The following is a 5,016-nucleotide window of genomic DNA, read 5'->3' on the forward strand; positions in this document are numbered from 1 at the left end:
GAAGCTCCTGGCGAACCGGGACCGGTTCGGGTTCAGCTACATCGCCACGCACGGTGCGTACCGGGACGCGCTGGCCGAGGTGATTCCGGTCGCGCGCAGGCTCGCCGGAGAAGGGTAGCCGGCCGATCCTGCGGCTACAGGCCCCGAAAACGCCGAACGGGAATGATTCCCGCGGGACTGTCGCGGTTTCTCGCTAACCGACCAGGACCGCGGTCCCCGTGCTGGCCAGGCCGAAGGCGGCGCAGACCAGTAGGCCGACGGCGAGCGCGGCGGGAGACGGCGTCGGCACGCCCGACCGCCCCGTGCCGTGCTCCGCGGCCACGCGCCGCGCGGCCATCGGGAACAGGGCGACGTTGGCCAGGTAGATGACGGCGACGACGCAGAAGGCCACCAGGAACGCCCCGCCGAAGCCGGCGGCGGGATCGCCGGCCAGCAGGGTCGACGCCGCCAGCGCCGGGACCGTGAGCAACACCGCAACGGACATCGCCCCGAAGGCGACCTGTACGCTCCTCCCGGCGGCGCGACCAGTGAGGACGAGCAGCAGTCCGAGGAGCGCCGCCATCATGACGGCGCCGACGATTCCGAACACAACGATGGTGACCAGCGAACTCACTCCGACATTCTGCCATTGTCGAAGCGGTGCCCCGGACACGGGGATCGTTGTGCCCGCTCTTCCGGCAATAGGGCGGCGAGTGCGACACGCGAGGGGAGACGACTTCGATGATGACCCCGAACGACCGGACCGCCAGCATGGGATCCGGGATCCGGGTCCCGGTGATCGGTCAGGGCACCTGGCACATGGGCGAGCATCCCGCGCAGCGGGCCGCCGAGGTGCGCGCGCTGCGTCTTGGCCTGGACCGCGGGATGACCCTCATCGACACCGCGGAGATGTACGGCGAAGGAGGCGCCGAGACCGTCGTGGGCGAGGCCATCGCGGGGCACCGCGACGAGGTGGTCCTGGTCTCCAAGGTCTACCCGCACAACGCGGGCCGGAAGAAGGCCAAGACCGCCTGCGAGCGCAGCCTGCGGCGTCTCGGCACCGACCACCTCGACGTCTACCTGCTGCACTGGCGCGGGTCGGTTCCCCTGTCCGAGACCGTCACCGCCATGGAGGAGCTGCGGCGGGAGGGCAAGATCCGCGAATGGGGCGTGTCCAACCTCGACACCGGGGACATGCGGGAGCTGTGGGAGCTTCCCGACGGCCGGAACTGCGTCACCGACCAGGTCCTCTACCACGCGGGCTCCCGCGGGATCGAACACGACCTGCTCCCGTGGTGCCGCGAGCACGAACTGCCGGTCATGGCCTACTGCCCCCTGGCCCAGGGCGGCCGGATCAGCCGCGACCTGCTCGGCCACCCGGTGATGCGGCGCATCGCCGACGAGCACGGGGCCACCCCTGCTCAGGTCGCCCTGGCCTGGGCGGTTCGCGACGGCGACGTCATCGCGATCCCCAAGGCCACCCAGGAGGCGCACGTGCGGGAGAACGCCGCGGCGCTGGAAGTGGTCCTGACCCCGGGGGAACTGGCGGAGCTGGACACGGCCTTCCCGCCGCCGGATGGCAAGCGGCGACTGGACATCATGTAACGCCCCGGAGCGCGCGAGACCAGGGACGCCCCGCCCCGGCGCCGGCACCGTTGACAGAAGCCGGCGGTGGCCGCGGACGAGCGCGCGGGCGGGGTGCTTCCCGGTCGGCACCCCGGCGGCTTTTTCCGCGGCGGGGAGCGAATTCCGCATTCCCGCCCGGCCGCGGTCGGAATTTTTCCGACAAAAAAGGCCCGATCTGATTTGTCTGGTTTTGCTCCGCTCTCAAGTGGCCGGAGGTGGACAGCCGAAGAATTTGTTTCCCCGGAGACTTCCGAACCCATTTTCCGGTCGCTAGTTTTCCTGCTGCGCGCGCTTTTATTTACCAGCAACGACGCGAGGTAGGGAGTTGTGATGCGGCAGGGAAACAAGGTGAGGTCGTCGGTCGCGGTGACGAGTGCCGTCGTCTTCGCCTTCGCGCTGTCAAGCCTTTCCCCGGCGAACGCCGGCGAGGCTTCGAAGGCCGACCGCGGACTGGGGATCGCGGAAGAAGTCGCCGCGGCGGAGGACCCCGAGACCAGGTTCGAGAGTCTCTCGGCGTCCGAGCGTGAACTGTTCGAGTCGGTCACCGAGCCGGTCACGACGGAAATAGTGGGCGAGGAGGTCTCCTCCTCGGCGAATCGGGCGAACAGTATCTCGGCCGGGTGCTATGACCATTGGCAGCGGTACGAGGCCAAGGCCGCGGCGGGCAACACCGTGTACACCTGGTGGCAGGGTCTGAGGTGGTGCCACAACGGGACGCGCGTCACCAGTTGGAACGTCTACGACCGCGGAGGGGAGACCCGCACCCCGGGCTGGAGCTATTCGGGGCGCAACGGACAGGGCTCGCGTAACGTGGGCTGGGAGATCCGCTCCTACACGAAGGAGAAGTTCTCCTTCGGTGTCGGGGACTTCGGTTACTCCACGTCGGAATGCGGCCAGATCCGCGGCGGAAACGGCCGCTACTCCGTCCAGGCCTCCTGCGGACTGTCCTGAGAAGAAACGGAACCGCGCTGAACCGGCCGGAGGTGGCGGATATGGAGACAGGACGGGAGTCCAGGCGCGCCGGAAACAGCACCGGGGTCGTCCTGGTCGTCGCCGCGTCGATCGCCCTCGCGCTCCTTCTTCCCGTCTGGTACATCGGTACGGTGCTGAGCGCGCTGGTCGTTCTCGCGACGTGGGCCCTGTGGCCGCGATCGGGGACCGCCGTTGTCCACCGGGCCGCACTCGCCATCGGCGGTGCAGGGATCGTGACCGGTCTCGCGATAGGGCTGTTCCTTACGCCGGCGACGAGCGGAGGTCATCCGGTGACTCCCTCGTGACAGCGCACTCTGCTCTCCACCCGGGACGCCGCGCCCCGTTCCGGGTGGACGGGAGGAGCGTAGCCGCCGCCCGGTCCCGAACGACCCTTCGGGACCGGGCGGCGGCTGTTTCCGTGCGCCGGACGCCTTCCGTGCGAAGCCGGTGGCGGATCACGCGGGTGAGGGCTGCTCGGCTCGGGCGCGGCGGGCCCGGTCGACGCGGGTGGTGATGGCGTCGCGGCTGAGGCCGAAGGTTTCGGACAGGGCGGTCAGGCTCTCCCCGGCCTCGTGGCGGGCCCGCAGCTCGGCGTTGCTGGCGCCGATGTCGCGGGGCGGGCGGCCGATGCGGCCCCGGGGGCGGGGTGGCTGGGCCGCGTTCCTCCGCACCGTGAAAGCGGGGGAGCTCTGAGCGGTCCCGGAACGCGGTGACCACCGTGCTCCGGTTTCCCCGCGGCGGGCCGTTATGCGGCACTGGGGTCACGGAGCCCGCGGCGGGTGCGCCCCTGAGAGGGAGCGCACGGCCGGCGGTCAGCCGGTCTGCCTCAGACGGGAGCCGGCGGCGCTCTTGCGGACGCTGAGGCGGGTGGTGATCCGGGAGCGCAGGTCGGCGACGTGGCTGACGACGCCCACGGCGCGGCCGCCGTCGCGCAGCCGGTCCAGGACGTCCATGACCTCCTCCAGGGTGTCCTCGTCCAGGGTGCCGAACCCCTCGTCGACGAAGAGGGTCTCGATGTCGGCGCCGCCCGCCTCCTCGCAGGCGACGTCGCCGAGGCCGAGGGCGAGGGCCAGCGACCCGATGAACGTCTCGCCGCCCGACAGAGTGGCCGGGTCGCGCTCCTGGCCGGTCCAGGCGTCCAGGACGCGCAGTCCCAGCCCGCCGCCGGAATGGGAGGCGTCGCCGGCGGCCTTGCCAACGGTGTGCCGCAGTTCGTAACGGCCGCCCGACATCGTGGCGAGCCGGTCGTTGGCCGCGGCCACCACCCGCTCCAGTCGCGCCGCGAGGACGTAGGCGCTCAGCCGCACGCTTTCGCGGTTGTCGGCGGAGGTCCCGGCGGCCAGCCGGGCGAGACCGTCGGCGACGGCGTGCCGCTGCCGCGCGGGCCGGGCCTCCGCCAGCGTGGTGTCGAGGTCGTCACGCAGCTCCTGCAGCCGGCAGGCGCGCTGGGCGAGGCGGTCGCGCCAGGTCAGCGCGTGCTCGGCGACCTGCTCCGCGCAGTCGAGCGTGCGGCGCAGCCCGGCGAGGTCGGGTGCGGGAAGCCGCGCGGCGGCGGTGAGCTCGCCCTCGGTGAGGGCGGCGCGCACCGTGGCGGCCTCGTCGTCGTAGGCCCGCGCACGCTCCTGGAGGGAGCGGCGCTCCTCGTCGTCGCGGTCGGCGGCCCGCACCGCCTCGGCGTCGGTGAACCCGGCCTCCGCCATCGCCTGCCGGGCCTGCTGCTCGGCGCCGCGCACCTCCTCGGCGGCGACGGCGCGCCGATCCAGCGCCTCGGCGGCCGAGGCCAGCAGGTCGGCCTCTTCGCCGAGCCGCGCGATCCTGGACGCCAGGTCAGGGTCGGTACCCCGGGCGGCGTCGAGCGTCTCGGACAGCCGTTCGGCCTCGTCGGCGTTGGCGGCCCGCCGCTCGGTGAGCTCGGCCAGCTCGCGGGAGAGCTCGCCCTCCCGGGACCGGGCCTGCTCCAGCTCGGAGTCGAGTTCACCGAGCCGCTCAGCGAGCCCGGCGGCCCGCGCATCGGCGGCGTCCAGGTCGGCCAGCGCGTCCCGCCGCGTCGACATCAGGGCACGCGCCTCCTCCTCGGCCATGCCGGCGGCGGCCTCGTGCGCCGCCGCGCAGCGCTCGCTCAGCGACGTGGCCGCGTTCTCGGCCTCGGTGCGCCGGTCCCGCGCGGCCTCGGCCGCGATCCGGGCACGCTTCTCGTCGTCGGGGGAGACGTGCCCGCCCTCGCTGGCGGCGGGGGCGGGATGCTCCGGTGACCCGCACACCGGGCATGGGACGCCGTCGGCGAGGGCGTCGGCGAGCTCGGCGGCCATCCCCTCGATCCGGCGCTGGCGTATCTCCAGCAGCTCCTCCATCGCCGCCTGGGCGGAGTCGACCGCGGCGGCGCGCCGCTGCTCGGCCTCCGCCAGCTCGCCGCGTAGCCGCGCGTGCGTCTCCGGCCGC

At 72.6% G+C, this 5,016-nt stretch carries 6 protein-coding genes; 3 read left to right on the top strand and 3 right to left on the bottom strand.

The window, feature by feature from the left end:
• Window positions 1-193: 193 nt before the first annotated feature.
• Window positions 194-613, bottom strand: coding sequence for a hypothetical protein (locus VS93_RS25915; protein ID WP_046472470.1), 420 nt, complete (start codon window positions 611-613; stop codon window positions 194-196).
• Window positions 614-720: 107 nt separating this feature from the next.
• Between VS93_RS25915 and VS93_RS25920 the strand changes: the two genes are divergently transcribed.
• The 3 genes from VS93_RS25920 (at window position 721) to VS93_RS25930 (ending at window position 2,882) form a co-directional block, all read left to right on the top strand.
• Complete coding sequence (locus VS93_RS25920; RefSeq protein WP_338022805.1) at window positions 721-1,584, top strand: aldo/keto reductase; 864 nt, start codon at window positions 721-723, stop codon at window positions 1,582-1,584.
• 351 nt (window positions 1,585-1,935) lie between these two features.
• Window positions 1,936-2,556, top strand: coding sequence for a hypothetical protein (locus VS93_RS25925; protein ID WP_046472471.1), 621 nt, complete (start codon window positions 1,936-1,938; stop codon window positions 2,554-2,556).
• Between the two features lie 41 nt (window positions 2,557-2,597).
• Window positions 2,598-2,882, top strand: coding sequence for a hypothetical protein (locus VS93_RS25930; RefSeq protein ID WP_046472472.1), 285 nt, complete (start codon window positions 2,598-2,600; stop codon window positions 2,880-2,882).
• A 150-nt stretch (window positions 2,883-3,032) separates the two neighbouring features.
• On the opposite strand, the gene VS93_RS25935 is transcribed toward VS93_RS25930, so the two are convergent.
• Both VS93_RS25935 and VS93_RS25940 read right to left on the bottom strand, forming a co-directional pair.
• The gene (locus VS93_RS25935; RefSeq protein ID WP_046472473.1) at window positions 3,033-3,248 is read right to left on the bottom strand and encodes a hypothetical protein; all 216 of its coding nucleotides are present in this window, start codon (window positions 3,246-3,248) and stop codon (window positions 3,033-3,035) included.
• Between the two features lie 141 nt (window positions 3,249-3,389).
• Window positions 3,390-5,016 (bottom strand): SbcC/MukB-like Walker B domain-containing protein (locus VS93_RS25940; protein ID WP_046472474.1); only part of this gene is annotated, 1,627 nt, incomplete at its 5' end.

The sequence above is a fragment of the Allosalinactinospora lopnorensis genome (genome assembly GCF_000981225.1).
Taxonomy (GTDB): domain Bacteria; phylum Actinomycetota; class Actinomycetes; order Streptosporangiales; family Streptosporangiaceae; genus Allosalinactinospora; species Allosalinactinospora lopnorensis.